This window comes from Burkholderia sp. Ac-20365, assembly GCF_017104715.1.
GTDB lineage: Bacteria > Pseudomonadota > Gammaproteobacteria > Burkholderiales > Burkholderiaceae > Paraburkholderia.
The window spans coordinates 159,206-177,251 of the sequence record NZ_JAAGPI010000011.1 but is presented as its reverse complement, the minus strand read 5'-3'; the positions used below and the strand labels follow the sequence as shown (position 1 = coordinate 177,251).

General features: G+C 62.0%; 14 protein-coding genes. 8 read left to right on the top strand and 6 right to left on the bottom strand.

Features of this window, described 5'->3' with window-relative positions; translation table 11 throughout:
* The first annotated feature begins 81 nt into the window (after nucleotides 1–81).
* The 7 genes from G3O01_RS20945 (at nucleotide 82) to G3O01_RS20915 (ending at nucleotide 9,250) form a co-directional block, all read left to right on the top strand.
* The gene (locus tag G3O01_RS20945; protein ID WP_205807118.1) at nucleotides 82–1,344 is read left to right on the top strand and encodes an oligosaccharide flippase family protein; all 1,263 of its coding nucleotides are present in this window, start codon (nucleotides 82–84) and stop codon (nucleotides 1,342–1,344) included.
* Nucleotides 1,341–2,180 (top strand): glycosyltransferase, encoded by an 840-nt coding sequence (locus G3O01_RS20940; RefSeq protein ID WP_205807042.1) that lies wholly within the window; start codon nucleotides 1,341–1,343, stop codon nucleotides 2,178–2,180. The genes G3O01_RS20945 and G3O01_RS20940 overlap by 4 nt, the downstream gene beginning before the upstream one ends.
* A gap of 28 nt (nucleotides 2,181–2,208) precedes the next feature.
* Complete coding sequence (locus G3O01_RS20935; protein WP_205807041.1) at nucleotides 2,209–3,381, top strand: glycosyltransferase family 4 protein; 1,173 nt, start codon at nucleotides 2,209–2,211, stop codon at nucleotides 3,379–3,381.
* Between the two features lie 13 nt (nucleotides 3,382–3,394).
* Entirely contained in the window at nucleotides 3,395–4,417 is a 1,023-nt protein-coding gene (galE, locus tag G3O01_RS20930) for a UDP-glucose 4-epimerase GalE (protein WP_205807040.1), read from the top strand.
* 469 nt (nucleotides 4,418–4,886) lie between these two features.
* A complete protein-coding gene (locus G3O01_RS20925; protein ID WP_205807039.1) occupies nucleotides 4,887–5,138 on the top strand; it encodes a hypothetical protein in 252 nt (83 codons plus the stop codon).
* 816 nt (nucleotides 5,139–5,954) lie between these two features.
* Nucleotides 5,955–7,334 carry a choice-of-anchor tandem repeat GloVer-containing protein gene (locus G3O01_RS20920; protein ID WP_205807038.1) on the top strand — a complete coding sequence of 460 codons (1,380 nt, stop codon included), beginning with the start codon at nucleotides 5,955–5,957 and terminating at the stop codon, nucleotides 7,332–7,334.
* Between the two features lie 374 nt (nucleotides 7,335–7,708).
* Nucleotides 7,709–9,250 carry a mannose-1-phosphate guanylyltransferase/mannose-6-phosphate isomerase gene (locus G3O01_RS20915; protein ID WP_205807037.1) on the top strand — a complete coding sequence of 514 codons (1,542 nt, stop codon included), beginning with the start codon at nucleotides 7,709–7,711 and terminating at the stop codon, nucleotides 9,248–9,250.
* Nucleotides 9,251–9,253: 3 nt separating this feature from the next.
* On the opposite strand, the gene G3O01_RS20910 is transcribed toward G3O01_RS20915, so the two are convergent.
* Both G3O01_RS20910 and G3O01_RS20905 read right to left on the bottom strand, forming a co-directional pair.
* Nucleotides 9,254–10,819, bottom strand: a complete 1,566-nt coding sequence (locus G3O01_RS20910) for a methyl-accepting chemotaxis protein (RefSeq protein WP_205807036.1) — start codon at nucleotides 10,817–10,819, stop codon at nucleotides 9,254–9,256.
* A gap of 132 nt (nucleotides 10,820–10,951) precedes the next feature.
* On the bottom strand, nucleotides 10,952–11,386 hold the full coding sequence (locus G3O01_RS20905) for a hypothetical protein (protein ID WP_241024124.1): 435 nt from the start codon (nucleotides 11,384–11,386) through the stop codon (nucleotides 10,952–10,954).
* A 139-nt stretch (nucleotides 11,387–11,525) separates the two neighbouring features.
* On the opposite strand from G3O01_RS20905, the gene G3O01_RS20900 reads away from it, so the two are divergent.
* Nucleotides 11,526–12,626, top strand: a complete 1,101-nt coding sequence (locus G3O01_RS20900) for a glycosyltransferase (RefSeq protein ID WP_205807035.1) — start codon at nucleotides 11,526–11,528, stop codon at nucleotides 12,624–12,626.
* 128 nt (nucleotides 12,627–12,754) lie between these two features.
* Here G3O01_RS20900 and G3O01_RS20895 read toward each other — a convergent pair whose 3' ends face one another.
* From G3O01_RS20895 to G3O01_RS20880, 4 genes are all read right to left on the bottom strand, one after another.
* Nucleotides 12,755–14,530 (bottom strand): hypothetical protein, encoded by a 1,776-nt coding sequence (locus tag G3O01_RS20895; RefSeq protein WP_241024123.1) that lies wholly within the window; start codon nucleotides 14,528–14,530, stop codon nucleotides 12,755–12,757.
* Nucleotides 14,531–14,619: 89 nt separating this feature from the next.
* A complete protein-coding gene (locus G3O01_RS20890; RefSeq protein ID WP_205807033.1) occupies nucleotides 14,620–15,009 on the bottom strand; it encodes a GtrA family protein in 390 nt (129 codons plus the stop codon).
* Nucleotides 15,006–15,980 (bottom strand): glycosyltransferase family 2 protein, encoded by a 975-nt coding sequence (locus G3O01_RS20885; RefSeq protein WP_205807032.1) that lies wholly within the window; start codon nucleotides 15,978–15,980, stop codon nucleotides 15,006–15,008. The genes G3O01_RS20890 and G3O01_RS20885 overlap by 4 nt, the downstream gene beginning before the upstream one ends.
* Before the next feature lie 172 nt (nucleotides 15,981–16,152).
* Nucleotides 16,153–18,042 carry a nucleoside-diphosphate sugar epimerase/dehydratase gene (locus G3O01_RS20880; protein ID WP_205807031.1) on the bottom strand — a complete coding sequence of 630 codons (1,890 nt, stop codon included), beginning with the start codon at nucleotides 18,040–18,042 and terminating at the stop codon, nucleotides 16,153–16,155.
* Between the last annotated feature and the right edge of the window lie 4 nt (nucleotides 18,043–18,046).

Below are 18,046 nucleotides of genomic sequence, written 5' to 3'. Positions count from 1 at the left end.
ATCGTTCTATCGGCTGGGCACGCCAATTTACAGAATACATGCACCTCCCGTGCCCGCAGACAGCAGACGGTCGCCATGCGGATGCCGGCGCTTAAGCGTTTCGCGAATCCGGACGTCACACGCGCGGTTGCAAACCTTGTCTGGCTTGGCCTGGAGCGGCTGACGCAGATCGGCGTGGCAATCGCCGTCAGCGGCCTGCTGGCGCGCTATTTCGGTCCCGACCTGTTCGGCAAGTGGCAATACGCCAACACGCTTTTGCTCGTCCTGTCGCCGATTACATGGGTGTGCGGCGCGGAAATCCTCGTGCCGACCATCGTACACCGCCCGCCCGCGCAGCTCGGCACCGTGCTCGGCAGCGCGTTCGCGCTGCGGCTGTCGGTATCCGTGGCCGCGCTGCTGCTGACCTGGGCGGGCATCGCCGCCGGCTTCACCGATCCCGTCGTCGGCGCGATGCTGGCGGGGCTCGCCGTGACGATGCTGTTTCGCGAACCGTTCGTCGGCGTGATCAACGCGTGGCTTCAGAGCATGACGTACAGCAAGCCGCAGCTCGTCACCAGCATGACGACGGCCATCGCCAAGGCCCTGCTGGTCTGGCTGCTGGTGCGCATGGCCGCCGCGCCGTCGCGCTTCGGCTGGCTGTGGGCGCTCGAATCGGCGGTGATCGGCGCGGTGCTGGTCGTGTATTTCATGCGCCGCCACGAGGGCAAGCTCGGCTGGCACGTGGAACGCGCGCTGTTTCGTCACTTCGCGACGGCGGGCACCGTATTCTGGCTCGGCCTGATCTGCATGTACCTGTTCCTGAAGCTCGACCGGCTGATGCTGGAACGCGCAATCTCGTTCGCCGATCTCGGCCGCTATTCGGCCGCGCAACAACTCAACGAAAACTGGATCACGCTGGCGCTGATGCTGGCGCAAACGCTTGCGCCAGCCTTCGTCTACCGAGTGCAGGACGCCGCGCAACTGCGCCGCAACATGTGGCGGCTCACGGGGATGACGGCAGTCCTGATGATCGCGGGCGCGATCGTGCTGGATCTGCTTGCGGGCTTCATCATCCGGCGCGTGTTCGGGCCGAATTTCGAAGAAGCCGTCGATATCTTCCGCTGGGCCGTGTGGCTGTCCGTGCCCGCGGGCATCGAGGCGATCGGCAACCTGGTGGTCCTGAAGTATCAGGCGAAATTCGTGTTGCTGTCGAAGTGGCTGCTGGCGCTCGCCGTCGCTTGCATCGTCAATCTGCTGGCGATCCCGCGCTTTGGCGCTTATGGCGCGCTGATCGGCCTCGCGATCGGCTATCTGGCCGCGGCGTCCGTCAATATTTATTACATCCGTTACAAGCTGCGTCCATGACGTCCTCTTCTTTCACGCCGCCCGTGAGCGCCGCTGCACTCGACGATGTCGCCGTGCTGATGCCCGCCTACAACGGCCAGGCCGACGTCGATCGCACGCTCGCATCGTTCTGCGAGGACGCGCGCATTCATGTGCTGATCGTCGACGACGGCAGCACGCCGCCCATCGTCGCGCCTGCACTGCAGAACATGTCGATCGAAGTGCTGCGCATGCCGCGCAACGGCGGTATCGAACGTGCGTTGCAGGCTGGGATCGAAGCGCTGGCGAAGCGCGGCTTTCGCTACGCCGCGCGCATCGACGCGGGCGATCTGACCGTGCCGCAGCGACTCGCAAAGCAGCGCGCGTATCTCGAAGCGCATCCGCAGGTCGCGGGGCTGGGCATGTGGACGCAAGTCGTTTCGCGCGAAGGTCAGCCGCTTTTCATGCTGAGCCCGCCCACCGACCCACGCGATATCCGACGTGTCCGCTTTCTACGCACGTGCTTCGTGCATCCGTCGATGATGCTGCGCGTCGATGCCGTGCTCGCCGTCGGCAACTATCGCGAGGCGTATAAAGCGGCCGAAGATCTCGATCTGTTCCTGCGTCTGATGACGCGCTACGACTGCGCGAATCTGCCCGAACTCGGCCTGTATTACGAGCTGAACGAAGGCGGCATCAGCGCGACGAAGCGCCGGCGCCAGATCGCCTCGACACTGCGTTTGAACATGCGCTATTTCAACGTGCTGAACCCGTACGACTGGCTCGGCCTCGCGAAGAACCTGCTGCATTTCATCACGCCGTATAAAACGCTTCAGCGCCTGAAAAAGCGGCTCTACGCGCCGCGCGCGAGCCTCTGACATCAGAACATCCAACCGCATCGCAAGCATGAAGCAACCCATCGAATCCGCCAGCGCGCTGCGCATCGCGCTCGTGTGCAACACGTCGTTCGCGATCTACACCTACCGGCAAGGGCTGATACGCGCGCTCGTCGCGCGCGGCGTCGAAGTGACGGTGATCGCGCCGCGCGACCGCACCACTTCGCTGCTCGAACAGATGGGTTGCCGTTTCATCGCGTTGCATGTCGCATCGAAAGGCACCAATCCGCGCGACGATCTGCTCACGATGTGGTCGCTATACCGGCTATATCGCACGCTCCGTCCGCATGTCGTGTTTCACTACACGATCAAGCCGAACATTTACGGAACAATTGCAGCGAAACTGGCAGGCGTCGATTCGGTTGCCGTGACGACGGGCCTCGGCTATGTTTTCATCCAGAAGAGCCGTGCGGCGCACATTGCCAAGCTGATGTACCGTTTTGCGTTCCGTTTTCCGCGTGAAATATGGTTTCTGAATAAGGACGATGAAGCCGCTTTCGTCGACCAGAAATTGCTCGTACATCCCGAACGCGCGCGCCTGCTGCACGGCGAAGGCGTGGACCTGGAACAGTTTGCTTTCACGCCGCTGAAACAACGTGAAAATAACGGGGAAAATAAGCAGGCGGCATTTTCTTTTGTATTAATCGGCCGCCTGTTGTGGGATAAAGGAGTCGGCGAATATGTCGAAGCAGCCCGGCAATTGCGCGCGAAATATCCTTATGCGCGATTCCAGCTGCTCGGGCCCGTCGGCGTCGATAATCCGAGCGCGATTTCGCAGGCCGACGTCGATGCATGGGTGCGCGAAGGCGTGATCGACTATCTGGGCGAAGCGCATGACGTGCGCCCGCTGATCGCCGCAGCCGACTGCGTCGTGCTGCCGTCGTATCGCGAAGGCGTGCCGCGCACGCTGATGGAAGCGTCGGCGATGGGACGCCCCATCGTCGCCACCGATGTTCCCGGCTGCCGCGAAGTCGTCGCGGACGGTGTCAACGGCTTGTTATGCGAAGCGCGTAATGTAGACAGCCTTGCCGCGAAGCTCGCGCAGATGCTCGACATGAGCGACGACGAGCGCCGCGCGATGGGCGAGCGCGGCCGCGAGAAAGTCGCGCAGGAATTTGACGAACGCGGTGTCGTCGAACGGTATAAAGGCCTGATCCGGCAGTTGACGGGCATAACACTCTAAAAGGGAGTTCAGCATGACCACGAAGGGCACGATTCTGGTAACGGGCGGTGCAGGCTTCATCGGTTCGCACACGTGCGTGGAACTGCTCAACAGCGATTACGACGTGGTCGTGATCGACAATCTCGTGAACAGCAAGCGCGAATCGATCGCGCGCGTCGAGAAGATCACGGGCAAGAAGGTCGCGTTCTACGAAGCCGACGTGCGCGACGAAGCCGTCCTCAACACGATCTTCGACAAGCACCCTATTACGGGTGCGATTCACTTCGCGGCGCTGAAGGCCGTGGGCGAATCGGTGGCCAAGCCGCTCGAGTACTACCGCAACAACATGGACGGCCTGCTCGTGCTGCTCGACGTGATGCGCGCGCGCAACGTGAAGCAGTTCGTGTTCAGCTCGTCGGCGACTGTCTATGGCGTGCCGAAAAGCTCGCCCATCGACGAATCGTTCCCGCTGTCGGCGACGAACCCGTATGGCCAGAGCAAGCTGATTGCTGAGCAGATCCTGCGCGATCTCGAAGTGTCCGATGCATCGTGGCGTATCGCGACGCTGCGCTACTTCAACCCGGTCGGCGCGCATGAAAGCGGGCTGATCGGCGAAGACCCGGGTGGCGTGCCGAATAATCTGATGCCTTATGTCGCACAAGTGGCTGTCGGCAAGCTGGAAAAGCTGCGCGTGTTCGGCGGCGACTACGACACGCCGGACGGTACGGGCGTGCGCGATTACATTCACGTGGTCGATCTGGCGCGCGGGCATATCGCGGCGCTCGATGCGCTCGTGAAGCACGATGCGAGCTTCGTCGTCAATCTTGGCACGGGTCAGGGTTATAGCGTGATCGACGTCGTCAAGTCCTTCGAGAAAGCGTCGGGCAAGCCTGTGCCGTATGAAATCGTGGCGCGCCGCCCCGGCGACGTCGCGCAGTGCTTCGCGAACCCCGCGAAGGCGTTCGAAGTGATCGGCTGGAAGGCGCAGTACGGCATTGAGCGCATGTGTGCTGATCACTGGCGCTGGCAGGCGCAGAATCCGCGCGGGTTTGAATAACACGTTCAGTTACCGGGGGGTATCCTCGCCATTGCACGGTGCCCCCACTAAATTGTTGATGCGCAGTCCACGCCAATGACTCAGCACGCGAAGGACAGTGGCAAACGCCCGTACGACAATACGTTTCCCGTGCGCGTATCTCATCTTGCTCGTATAACGGGCGCACATAGAAAGCGCCCGTGACGCCCCGTCCCAGACAGTTGCGCGGCCTACCCCGCGCACCAATATCTCACCCCGCGATCGGCCGTTCTGTAGGACAGGCTGATTAGCGTCAGTTCATCTTCCGTCGTCACCTTGCGCCTGCTTGCAGGGGCCCCGCCATTTCGCATTCAAGTTTTTTGTAAAATTGCCGATGAGCGGGACAGGACAGACAGCGAACCGGATCCGGTTTCGCAGGCTCGAACCGCCTCACAATTGCTTCCCGCTTCGTACAGTAAAAACGCGTCAGACGAATACTGACGTTGACATCATGAAACGATTTTTCAGCAGCGACCTTGCTCGGACTTACGGTTACGGCATGGCCGTCTACATTGCTTCCGAGACTGCTGCTCTTCAACGCGGCATCGACGCTACCAACCGGCAGCGCAAGGCCGCGGGCCGACGTTTGCTCGATGACGCGACGGTCGAGGAGGTCATTTCGGCAATGCGCAGCCGCGGAATGCTGCCCGCGAAATCGGATGCGGGCAGCGCCGACCTCATGGACACCGATGCTGCCGGGTAAGGCCTGATACACGCTCAACGTGCATGGCGGATCAAAGGATTAACCGGACATCAACCCGGTTCTCCGCACGCTTGTTGATATGCGTGACCGGACTAGAGCAACTTTAATGTGGCCTATCCAGGTGGCAAACACAAAATCCGGCGCCGCATGAATCGCTAAACCCGGCGGCCGATGCCCCAGAGGCGGGATTGAAGTCGTCGTGCAATCGCGTTTCTCAACCGGTGTTACCCGAAAAACGATGCGTCAAGGCGAGCATAATCCGCGGCCTGCAGCCCCTCCCAAGAAGCCGGCGCTCTGACTTTTTCCGGCTACTAACTCAGATTTGGCCAGACGCAACGTTTCGTCTCGACAATGTGTTTTTCCAGAAAGTGACGAATGGAAGGTCACGCCGCTTGCGGGACAGCAGCTTGAAACGTTTGCGTCTTATTCGTGTCGTTCCGCTCTATGGTTGCAGCCAGATTCATAAGGGTCGACGTGTATAGGCTTCCGTTTTCCTGACATCGTAGAATCCGTTCGCCCGTTGCCGTAGACCACGGTTCGACGGGTTAATCTGTCTCACGCCACGTTCTGGCTACCGGTCTTTCTTCTCAACCACGGGCATCCTGCCTGATAGAAAAGATGCGTCCAAAAACACAAAAAATATTCGCTCCGAGTGTGCTCACCACCGTTCTGGTTTCTGTCCTCCTAAGCGCTTGCGGCGGCGGAGGAAATTCGTCGAATACCGGAAGCGCTACTAATCCCGGAACCCCCTCCAGTCCTTCGGGGACCCCGGCATCATTCACCGTTAGCGGCACAGCTACTGGACTCAATGGGGGTGTGCTCAAGCTGCAGAACAATGGTTCCGATGCCCAGACGCTAACCACTGACGGAAGCTTTCAATTTTCCCCTGCGCTCGCCGGTAGCACGTATAGCGTGACCGTAAGCCAGCATCCGGCCGCGCGACAATGCGCGATCGCAAACGCAACGGGGAACCTGACCGGCACTATCAATAACGTGACCGTCAGTTGCAACGCCGGTCAGGTGAGTACGCTTTATTCGTTCACCGGCACCGGCTCCGATGGGAAATATCCGTCGGCAGGCTTGATCCAGGACAATCTCGGCAACCTGTTTGGCACGACCACTGCGGGCGGCGCTGCTGGCATGGGGACGGTATTCATGCTGTCGCGCAACGCCGACGGTACCTATGCGCCCGCTGTCACGCTGTATTCGTTCACCGGTACTGGCTCCGACGGAAGCAATCCGAACGCAGGTCTGATGATCGACAGTGCCGGCAATGTGTTGGGCACCACTAACGGCGGTGGTAGTGCGAACGTGGGCACGGTATTCGAACTGACGCGTAACGCTAACGGGACGTATGCGCCAGCCGTTACGCTGCACTCGTTTACCGGCAGCGGCACTGACGGTGCGTATCCTGATGGAGGCCTGATTGCGGACAGTGCAGGCAACCTGTTCGGGACCACCAACCAGGGCGGTACCGCCAGCTTCGGCACGGTCTTCGAGCTCACGCGCAATAGTGATGGGACGTACGCGCCCCCCGCCACGCTGTATTCGTTCAGCGGCACTGGCTCGGACGGAAAACTTCCCGAGGCGGGCCTGATAGCGGACACGGGAGGCAACCTGTTCGGTACGACCAGCGCGGGCGGTACTGCCAACAATGGCACGGTGTTCGAGCTCAAGCGCAACAGTAATGGGACGTATGCGTCGGCCATTACGCTGCACTCATTTGCAGGCACCGGCTCCGATGGCGCGACGCCAAATTCGGCTCTGATCGCCGACAGCGCGGGCAACCTGTTTGGCACCACCAGCGCGGGCGGCACCGCCAGCTTCGGCACGGTCTTCGAGATCGCGCGCAACGCCGATGGAACGTATGCGTCGGCCAGCACGCTGCACTCCTTCGCGGGCGTCAGCGCCGATGGCGCATATCCAGATGCGGGCCTCATCCTGGACGGTGCGGGCAATCTGTTCGGCACCACGAGCGCGGGTGGTACTGTCAACATGGGGGCCGTGTTCGAACTCAAGCGCAACGGCGACGGTATCTATGCGTCCGCTATCACGCTGCTGCATTCCTTCACCGGCACCGGCGCCGATGGGCAGAATCCCGTTGCCAGCTTGATTCTGGACAGTAGCGGTAATCTCTTCGGTACAACCAATTCGGGCGGGAGCGCCAGTGTCGGCACCGTGTTCGAACTGAACTGAGACACACCCCTCCCCATTAGCGGCACACAAGCTGAGGCGCCTCGTGCGTTCCGACGTGCTTCGGGCCTCGCGTCGAGCGCACCGACTCTGCACGCGCACGGGGCGCATCAGCCTGTGTTCGCTTGCCCGGCGTGCGCGATCGATTCAGAACGCGACTTCATTGCCTGCCGGCGAGCCCACCTTACGGCCCGAGCCCTGACGGCGGGCCGCCCCCCTCTCCATACCCTGAGCTTCGGATCGAGCCCGACCTTGTCGAGCTTCTGACTGCTTTTTTGTGCCCCGACGCACAGAAACGCATTCCGTCCGCTGCTTCAATGAGCGCTCATACATTGGCGCTGCGTCATTCCCTCCGATACAGCGTCCCGGGAGGCACAATGAACGTCATTGCAGAAGCAGCCGCGCAAGATGTCCTCGATCACGAGACCCAGCTAGCCTGCGTCATCCAGCCCGTCGTGCTGGCAGGCGGCTCCGGGACGCGCCTGTGGCCGCTGTCGCGCGAGCAATGTCCGAAACAGCTGATCGGCCTGACGAGCGAGGAATCGCTGCTCGAAGCAACGCTGCGCAGAACCCAGGGCTTGCGCGCGCCGACCCACGAACATCCCGCGCCGCATGTCGTCAGAACACAGCCGACGCTCGTCGTGTGCAGCGAAGAACTGCGGCTGCCGACGAAAGAACGGCTCGAGCGTTGCGCATGCGATTCGCGCGTCGTGCTGGAGCCGGCACCGCGCAACACCGCGCCCGCGCTGACGATTGCCGCGCTGGCGGCGCTCGCGGACGCCCGCAGCGGCGAAGATCCGATTCTCGTCGTGATGCCCGCCGATCATCTGATCGCCGACGACACCGCATTCGTCTCGACGCTGCAGCAGGCGATCCAGCACGCGCTGCGCGACGCGATCGTCACGCTCGGCGTGCCGCCCGAGCGTGCGGAAACGGGCTACGGCTACATCAAGACTGGACTGCCCGCCGATGGACGCGGCGCGCGCAGCATCGAACGCTTCGTCGAAAAGCCGGCGCAGGAAACGGCTGAACAGTATGTCGCGTCGGGCGAGTACTGGTGGAACAGCGGCATCTTCGTGATGCGCGCATCGGTGTGGCTGGCGGCGATCACGGCCTGCCGGCCGGACATCGCGGCTGCGTGCCGGGCGTCGTACGAGCATGCAAGCGTCACGAGCGATGGTGCCTTGCAGGTCGACCGCGCCGCATTCGCAGCCTGCCCCAACGACTCGATCGATTACGCGGTGATGGAGCGCATCGGCGACGATCCGAAGCTGATGGGCATCATCGTCCCGCTAACGGCCGGCTGGTCCGACGTCGGCGCGTGGGACGCCGTATGGAACGTCAGCACGAAGGACGTCGCGGGGAACGTCTCGCGCGGCCGCGTGCTGCTCGAAGGCGCGAGCGATACCTATGCGCACTCGGAAGGACGGCTGGTTGCGTGTGTCGGCGTGACGGGCGTCGTGGTGGTCGAGACCGCCGACGCCGTGCTCGTCGCCGCCAAAGACCGCGTGCAGGACGTCAAGGCGATCGTGAACCGCCTGAACGCGGCGAAGAATACGGAAGCGAAGGTGCATCGGAAGGTCGAGCGGCCATGGGGCTGCTACGACTCGATCGATCACGGCGAGCGCTTCCAGGTGAAGCGGATCGTCGTGAAACCGGGCGGGCGGCTATCGCTGCAGATGCATCATCATCGCGCGGAACACTGGATCGTGGTGCGCGGCACCGCGCGCGTGACGCGCGGCGAGGAAACGTTCCTGTTGACCGAGAACCAGTCCACGTTTATCCCGCTGGGTACGCTGCACCGGCTGGAGAACCCGGGCAAGACGCCGCTCGAACTCATCGAGGTGCAGTCAGGCTGCTATCTCGGCGAGGACGATATCGTGCGGTTTGATGATCAGTACGGGCGCACCGGCACCTGAGTTCTACGCAACGCTCGCCGCTGCTTCCAGACGGAACACGGCGACCGCTTCGCGCAACACTACAGCCTGCGCTTCGAGCGTCTTCGCAGCGGCCGCCGCCTGCTCGACGAGCGCCGCGTTCTGCTGCGTCACTTCATCGATCTGGCCGATCGCCTTGTTGATCTGCTCGATGCCGTCGCTCTGCTCGTGCGCGGCGCCTTCGATTTCCGACATGATGCCCGTCACGCGCTGAACGGAGTTCATCGCCTCTTCCATCGTCTTGCGCGCGTCGGCCACGAGCGACGCGCCTTGCGCGACCTGCGCCGTCGAATCGCCGATCAGCTCGCGAATCTCTTTCGCCGCCGCGCCCGAGCGTTGCGCGAGCGCACGCACTTCCGAAGCGACGACCGCAAAGCCGCGGCCCTGCTCGCCCGCACGCGCCGCCTCGACGGCTGCATTGAGCGCGAGAATGTTCGTCTGGAACGCAATGCCTTCGATGATGCCGATGATCTCGCCGACCTTGCGCGACGACGTGGTGATGCCGTCCATCGTTTCCGTCACGCGCGTGACCACGTCGCTGCCGCGTACAACGGTATCGAGTGCGCCTTGCGCGAGACGGCTGGCGAGCTTCGCGTTGTCGGTGTTCTGCTTGACGGTCGCCGACAGCTCTTCCATGCTCGCCGCCGTTTCCTGAAGCGCGGCCGCCTGCTGTTCGGTGCGGCTCGACAGATCCGCGTTGCCGGCGGCGATCTCGTTGGCGCCGAGGGTGATCGAATGCGTGCTGCCGCGTACCTTCGACACGGTGTCGATCAGCCCGTCGCGCATCTGCGACAGCGCCTGCAACAGCTGGCCCATCTCGTTGCGCGAGCGCACCTTGACGGAGGTCGTCAGATCGCCTTCGGCCATGCTGCGGAAATGGCGAATAGTCTGGTTCACCGGTTTCACGACCGCCGCGGACAGACCGACGCGCGCCATCGCGCCCACCACCAGCGCGGCTACGCCGATCGCGATGAACAGTACCGTCGAGATCGTGAAGCGCTGGCCCAACTGGTCGGCCTCGCGCTGGCGATTGTCGGTCTGCGCGCGCTTGAGCGCGTCGATCGCCTTTGCGTAGATACGGTAGAAATGATCCGCCGTCTCGCCCTGGATCGTGCGGAAGGTGTTGAAGTCGTTGTCGACGAGCGCCTTGTGTTCCGGCTCGATCGCCTGGTTGACGAGCGCCGTGCGCGCTTCGGCGACCGTCTGCGCGAGCTTGCGCTCTTCTTCGCTGCCGAACGGGCCGGCCATGTAGACGCGGAAGTCCTCGTTCGACGCTTCCAGCATCTTGTGCGCGGCCGCGAGCAGCCCCTCCGTGTCCTTGCCCACACTGAAGAGCGTCTCGTAACTGCCGAGCGACAGACGCACCTGCAAGAGCTTTTCCGAACTCGACGTGAGCGCGTTCATTGCCGCCGACGACTGCTGGACGTTCTCGAGGCCGTCGTTGGTGAATTTCAGCGCGCCCCAGCCGACGCCGATCACGATCAGAAGAAATGCCGCAAAAATGCCGATGACGAGCGTCAGTCCTTGCCGGATTGTGATGTTGTTTAGCATGAGTGTCCGTGACGTGCAGTCGGCCAGCCGGGATGGCAGCCCCATCGATGGCTAACGGCAGCGTGTCGCGGACTCCGAATAGGGACAATCCATGACGCAGCATGTGGGACGCTCGCTGGTCCCGTCCCGGCGCTATGGCGACGTGTGCGCCCTGGTCTGGGCGGTCTGCGTGTCGGCGCGTGTGATGCGCCACAGGATCGAGAAGCTGATGCCGCCGACGGTCGGGTAGCTGTCGGCGTGACAGTTGTCCGACAGCGGATCGCAAGCGATCGTCATCGTCTGCTTGTCGTTGAACGTGATCTTCACGATCGGGTTGTTGAGCGCGCCCTTCTGGATCGGCTCGAAGGTGTACGAGACCGGGAAGCTCCTTGGCGGCGATCCCGTCCGGTCGCCCTTGATCAACAGCGTTGCGGCGTTCGAAGGCGTGGCGTCGAAGCGAAGCTCGGCCGTATCGCCGGTATCGGTGACGCCAGTCATGGAAATGGGAGCGATCGGCTGCGCGGCGATCGCTGAGAGCGGCAACGCGAACAGCGCGGCGCTCAGGCATGCAGCTAGTGGGGTACGCATCTTCAAGAAATCCTGCTCAGACCTGCAGCGCATTATGGACTCAAACGGCGGCACTTGCCGTCGACGCGCCGTCAACCCGTCCGGGCGCGCTGCGTTTCATTTGTATAATCCACCGTTTGCTTTTTTGGCCCCGACTTTCATGCTCAGTTTCGCGCTCGGTTTCATCGTTTCATTACTGATCACGCTCGTGATCGTGCGGTATGCGCATCTGCATGAAACGTTTGCGGACACCGATCTGGCGGGCGTGCAGAAATTTCACGCGCGGCCGGTGCCGCGCATCGGCGGAACGGGGATTCTGGTGGGGCTGGTCGCGTCGGCGATACAGCTGTATGGCGCGTATCCGGCGGTTTCGGCGGGGATTCTTGGCGTTGTCGCGTGCGGGTTGCCTGCGTTTGCGTCGGGTCTGATCGAAGATCTGACGAAGAAGGTGTCGCCGCTCGCGCGCCTGATCTGCACGATGATCGCCGCCGCGCTTGCGTATTTCGTGCTGGGTATTGCCGTTACGCGCATCAGCGTGCCGCCGCTCGACTTTCTGCTGTCCTATGCGGCCATCTCGTGTACGGTGACGGTGCTGGCTGTGGCGGCGCTGGCCAACGCGATCAATATCATCGACGGCTTCAACGGCCTCGCTTCGATGGTCGCGTTCATGATGTTCGCGTCGCTCGCCTATGTGGCGTTCCAGGTGCATGACCCGATCGTAATGTCGGCGTCGTTCATCATGATGGGCGCGGTGATGGGCTTTTTCATCTGGAACTTCCCGGCCGGTCTGATCTTTCTCGGTGACGGTGGCGCGTATTTCATCGGCTTCATGCTCGGCGAACTGTCGATCATGCTCGTGATGCGCAACCGCGATGTGTCGGCGTGGTATCCCGTGCTGCTGTTCATGTATCCGATCTTCGAGACATGCTTCTCGATTTATCGGAAGAAATTTATTCGCGGGATGTCACCGGGGATTCCTGATGGCGTGCATCTGCATATGCTGGTTTATAAGCGGCTGATGCGGTGGGCTGTGGGTGCGCGGACGGCGCGTGAACTGACGCGGCGGAATTCGCTGACTTCGCCGTATTTGTGGTTGCTTTGTCTGATTGCCGTGATTCCCGCGACGTTGTTCTGGCGGCATACGGTGCATCTGTTTTGCTTCGTCGTCGTTTTCGCGCTCACCTACGTGTGGCTGTACGTGAGCATTGTGCGGTTCAAGTCGCCGAAGTGGCTGGTGGTGCGGAAAAGACGGCATAGCTGACGAAATCAGAACTGTGTAACGCGTGAACTTGATCTAAAGCAAATTCACACGCTACAGGGTTCAGACGAGAAAGCCCTTCCAGATTGAGTGGCGAATGCGTCGACAAGCTGCACGCGCCTGGAGCGAACTCAGCGTGGACTGATCTTGCACCACTGCCAGGCGAGCATGCCCTTGCCGATTCCGGCTTCATATGGCGTGCACGATTGCGCGTCGAAATCAAAACCGGCGCGCTCAAAAGCAGTAGCAGCGTCGGCTGCAAGCTCCCGGTTGCGCGCGGCGATGTCGAACCGATCGTCGGCGCGCAGGCCGAGCCGGCATTGTTCCGATTCATCGCGTGGACTTTCGACGGCGGCATGCAGATGTAGCTTCGACACTGCCCAGCGCAACGTATCGCAGCCGCGCGTCGAGCGCGTCAACGCAAGCGCGGCAGCGACGTCGTTCACACCTTTGATATTGTCCTCGCGCCAGTTATGCGCGCCGTCGATCAGCGCGAAAGTTGGCCCGCCGCGTTCGCGCGCGAGCATCACGATGCGCGCACGAAACGCGTCACTCGCCGGGAAACTGCTGTCGATCTGCGTGAATGCGACCGTCTCGGGAAAGCGCGTCGCGATCCATGCCCAGCCCGACGTGGTACTCCTGATGACGACCGTCGTGCGCTCCGGCTGAGCAAGCGGTGGAACCTGTGCGTGATAGAGCGGATCGGCCCAGCCTTCGTGCCCCCAGGTACGGGCGCCACCCGTCACGACGACCGCCGTGGCGGCGACAAGCAGCCACGCTGCCGCTCGCCGCGCGATGCGCGCGGGCAGCAGCCGGTCGAGCAGCAACACGAGCACCATCGGCGCGAGCATCTCGATCGGCACGATATAGCGGTAAATGCTGAAGAGTTTCATCCATACGATAAAACCCAGCACGACGAACAGCACCACGAGCCGTTGCTTCGGTTCGAGCGAGGCGTGCGGCCGGCCCGTAATACGACGCACCGTACGGGCGAGCATCCACCACACGAGCGCAACGTAGACGATCGGCCAGATCACCTGACGAATCGATACTTCGCCTACCCGTTTCGAGTCCGCAGCGATGATGAACGGCCAAAGCAGCGTCTCGACGACGTTGCGCGGCAACCAGCGAACGTCGCTTTGCGCGACGGCTGCCGTCAGCGAATTCGGAAAGTACTTGCCGAACTGCGGATACAGCGGATTGCCGTACTGGTGCCACAGATGAAGCATCCAGTAGCCCGTGGTCGCAACCGTGCCGATCAATACACCGACACCGAACAGGAATGCGACGCGGATTCTTACCGGCAGTGAGCCCGGATAGCTCAGAAGGCTCAAACAGAGCGCGACGGCAAACACCGCATTCGTGAGCTTCAGACCCGCCGCGAAACCGACTAGCAAACCACTTGACGTCGCGGCAGCGAGTGCGCCGAGCGAGCGGGTGCCGATGCGCTGCCAGTTTGCAAGCGTCACCAGCAGACCGGCGAGCACGAAGACCGCAGTCGTGTCGTCGCCCATCGAACTGCCGAGGCCCGAGAGAAAGTTCGCAGTGAGGCAGCCCGCGGCGGCGATCAGAATGGGGAGGCGGTAACCGGCGTCGCCAGACCCTGACGGCCAAAGCTGGCGCGCAATCGCGACAATCAGCACAAACGTCGAGCCATGCAGCACGCCCAACAGAAAGCCGACGACGCGCGATGGCAGATACGAATTCAACAGATATACCGCCGTGTCGAGCAGCGGATTGAAATACGTTTGCATGCCCGCCGGCGCGAGATCGGTCTGCAGCTTGCCGTGCAGCCACGCGAACGGGTTGTACAGGTGATAGTTGTACAGATCCCAGTTCGCGTCGGCACCCAGAAGCAACGAATAGAGGCCGAACAGAAGCGGCACGATCACGCACGCGGCTATCATCGCCCGACGCGAGCGGAGATCGACGATCCGTCGGCGCCCGCTGGGCAATACAGCCCTGGTTTGAAGATGCGGCTTTACGGGGCGGGAGGTCACGAGCGAGCCTTGAACACCCACAGCTTCGCGCTGAGGAAGTTGACCGTCATGCCTGCGAGCGAACCGACGGCAACGGCGATGAGCGGCAGTAGCGCGCTCTTCGGCAGCAGCAGGACGGTCGCGCTATAGGCTGCGTAGTTGACCACGCCGCCACCCAGCATCGCAAACAGATAATGCCACCACTCGGCCCACGCGGATTTGTTGCTGCCCTGGACGAACGTGAAGTGTCGATTGAACTGCCACGTCGACCAGACGGCCGCGACAAACGACACCACGCGGCCGGCGAAATAGCCCACGCCGAGCGCGAGCATCCCGTACAGCACGCCTGCGTCGACGATGAAGCCAATCACGCCGGCGATGGCGAAGCGCAGTAATTCGCGCTTCATTCGACAGCCTTCGCCGCCACAGCCGCACGCTCGAGTTCAGTTCCCGGTGCTGGAAAGGTGAGATACGCGAGACGCTTCACTTCCGCGCGACCATGCGTGACGGTATCGAGTATTACGCCACACACAAGGAACAACGCCGCGAAGGTCATTAGCGCGGCGCACAGCACAGCCGTCGGAAACCGCGGCACAAGTCCTGTTTCGAAGTATGTTTCCAGCAGTGGCACTGCCAGCACGATGGAGGCGAGTCCGCACATCACCGTGCCGATAGAAAAGAAAGCGAGGGGTCGCTCGGCGCGAAACAGCTTCACGATCATGCTGAGAATGCGAAAGCCGTCGCGATACGTGTTGAGCTTGCTGACGGAGCCCTCCGGTCGCGATTTGTAACGCGTGGCGATTTCGGCAACGGGCATGCGCAGTTCGAGTGCATGGACGGTAAGCTCTGTTTCGGTTTCGAAGCCCTTCGAATGCGCAGGGAACGACTTCACGTAGCGGCGCGAGAATACGCGATAGCCCGACAACATGTCCGTGAAAGTGCGACCGAAGATCGACGCGACAAAGCGCGTGAGCATTACGTTGCCGAAGCGATGCCCGAGGCGGTACGCTTCCTGCTCGTCGGTATGGCGTGTTGCCACAACCATGTCGAGCGTGTCAGTGACGAGACGCTCGATCATCTCCGGTGCGGCCGTGGCATCGTAGGTGTCGTCACCGTCTACAAGCACATACACGTCCGCGTCGATATCCGCGAACATCCGCCGGATCACATTGCCTTTGCCCTGATATCCGACCTGGCGCACCACAGCGCCCGCCGCACGCGCTACATCGCTGGTGTTGTCCGTCGAGTTGTTGTCGAATACATAGATGCTGGCGTTCGGCAGTGCCGCGCGGAAATCACGTACGACGGAGCGCACGGTTGCGGCTTCGTTGTAGCAGGGAATCAGAACAGCTAGACGATGTGAATCGAAAAGGGGCATCGGCGGCGTGGAGGATGATAAATGAGGTGTGCGTCGCAAGTGACAGGCGCAAGCGCACAGCGCGCCTATTTTATCGCACACATGTGGCGACACCCGATTGTTCGTGGCATGTCGACGCGAACCAGACGCGAAGCACGACGAAGATGAAAAAGGCGCCTCGGCGCCTTTTTCATTACATTGAAGCCCGCTTGCCCGCGGGCGGCGGCACGCTGCGCAGCGGCGGCGCGGCTAGCGTCGGCTGATATTCGGAGACCCAGCGGCGCAGATCGCGGCGCACTTCGTCGTCCATCAGCACGCGATGCTGCATCAGCCACGGCAGCAGTTCATCGAGCAGATTGTCGGGGACGCCCCGCGCCAACGCGATACGCAGCTTCGCATGCGGGGTGCGCGTGGTCGTTTCTTCGTCGGCAAGCAGTTCTTCATACAGCTTCTCGCCGGGACGCAGGCCCGTGAACTCGATGCGGATCTGGTCTTCGGTGAAGCCGTAGAGGCGAATCAGGTCGCGCGCGAGGTCGACGATCTTCATCGGCTCGCCCATGTCGAGAATGAAGATCTCGCCACCATGGCCCATGCTCGACGCCTGCAGCACAAGCTGCGAGGCCTCGGGAATCGTCATGAAAAAGCGGGTGATTTCCGGGTGCGTGACTGTAACGGGACCACCTTTCGCGATCTGCTGCTGGAATTTCGGAATCACGCTGCCCGCGCTGCCAAGCACGTTACCGAAGCGCACGGTTTCGAACTGCGTGCGCTCGCTTGTCTGCTGCAGCGCCTGGCACGCCATCTCGGCGAGCCGCTTGCTCGCGCCCATCACGTTGGTCGGATTGACGGCCTTATCGGTCGAGATCAGAACGAAGCGCTTAACGTCGTGACGGATCGCCGCGCGCGCCACGCGGTACGTGCCGAGCACGTTGTTGCGCACCGCCTGCCAGGCGTTTTGTTCCTCCATCAGCGGCACGTGCTTGTAGGCGGCAGCGTGATAGACGATGTGCGGCGTGAGCCGCGCCATTACCTGGTCGAGAAGCAGCGAGTCCTTCGCGTCGCCGATCACGGGCACAATCGAGGTGCTTGGATAGCGCTCCTGTATCTCTTCGACAAGGCGGTACATCGCGAACTCGGAAATATCGAATGCGATCAGCTGCGCGGGTTCGAAACGCAGGATCTGACGGCACAGTTCCGAGCCAATCGAGCCGCCCGCCCCCGTCACCATGACGACGCGGTCATGCAGCAATGCTTCGACGTGCGGTGTGTCGATATGCACTGGCTCTCGGCCAAGCAGATCTTCGAGATCGATGTGGCGCACGCGCGAAAGCGACGCCTGCTCCTCGGCGACGTCCGTCAGTGCGGGCAGCACCATCGCACGCACGCCAGCGCGTACGCACAACGTCGCCGCACGGCGCTGCTGCTCGACCGGCGCCGACGGAATCGCGATGATCGCGTATTCGGTCTTGGTAGCCTCCGCGATCTCCGGCAGCTTGTTGATCGAATCGAGAACCTTGTAACCGTAGATTTCGCGGCCCTGCTTGGACACGTCGTCGTCGAGCAGACCGATCAGCCGCCATTCACTCGTGCGCGACAGCTCGCGCGCCAACATCGCGCCCGCCGTACCCGCACCGATCACGACAACTGGCTTGCCTTGGGCGACTAGTCCGCCATACAGGTAAAACTCCTTGGCCGCGCGATACAGCGCGCGCGAGCCGCCCATCGCGAGGAACAACAGCAACGGCGAGACAAGCAACACGGAGCGCGGAACGATCGGCACAGGCTGGATCAACACCGCGAGAATCATCGACAGTAAAGCGCCCGTCGCAACCGCCTTCGAAATTCGCATCAGGTCGGGCAGACTTGCGAACACCCACATGCCGCGGTATAGACCGAAGATGCGGAACATCACGCCGTAGACGGGCAGCACCCAGATCAGCGCGTGCAGCCCGCCGTCGCGGAAATCAACGGGCACGACGCCGTTGAAGCGGATTACGTATGCGATCAGCCACGCGCCGGTGACAGCGGCCAAGTCGAAAAGGAAAGCGCTGAAGGATAGCCAGGTTGCTTTGGATCTAAGCATCAGC